Origin of the sequence: Thiorhodococcus minor (assembly GCF_010820565.1) — a bacterium.
Taxonomy (GTDB): Bacteria; Pseudomonadota; Gammaproteobacteria; order Chromatiales; family Chromatiaceae; genus Thiorhodococcus; species Thiorhodococcus minor.
This window is the reverse complement of the sequence record NZ_JAAIJQ010000316.1, coordinates 1-646: the sequence shown is the minus strand read 5'-3', so window position 1 is coordinate 646 and position 646 is coordinate 1. Positions and strand designations below refer to the sequence as shown.

Genomic DNA, 646 nt, shown 5'->3' with positions numbered 1-646 from the left:
GCAGTCCCTTTGCACGCGCTCGATCGTCTCCGCCTCCTTCGCTTGCTTGGCCTTCGAGGCACCATCACGCTGTTGCGCCGCATTGCGGACGTGGGCGCTGCCGAGCTGGGCCTTCTTTGCCTTGAGCACCTTCTCCAACCGAGTGCGCTCAGGATTGGGAACCATCCGCTCGGCATCGGCTGGCTCGGTGGCGTCGGTGCTCAGGTGGTCGAGATTGAATTCGGCCTGCATGTACTTGAAAAAGTTCTCCTGGCGCCAGCGCGCAAACATGTCATCGGCGATCACTTCCGCCGGCAGGTCCTGGCGCGTGGTCAGGATGGCGGTTTGATGGCCGTCGTTGCTCAGACGGCGGATCTCGCGCATCCAAAACGCCGGGCGTTTGCGGTTGGCGGGGATGACCTGCACGCTGCGCTCGGCGAGCCAGTAGGTCACGGCCTTGCCGTCGCGCGCAAAGGTGACGGGTTGGAAATCCTGCGCCGCCCAGGGCGCCTGCTTGCCCTTGCGGTAGGTGATGACGTCAACCCCTTGGGCGTGCCAGCGGCGAAAGGCGTCGGGGCTCCACGCCTCGCGGTCGAAGACCAGGGTCAGCCTGCGTTGCGGACCGATCTGCCGGCGTGCTTCGGGGATGACGTCCTGATCGATCAGC

The 646-nt window shown here is 65.2% G+C and carries 1 protein-coding gene; it reads right to left on the bottom strand.

From position 1 onward, the window contains the following. A partial coding sequence (locus tag G3446_RS27135) for a putative transposase (protein ID WP_164456747.1) occupies window positions 1–646 on the bottom strand: 646 nt, incomplete at both ends.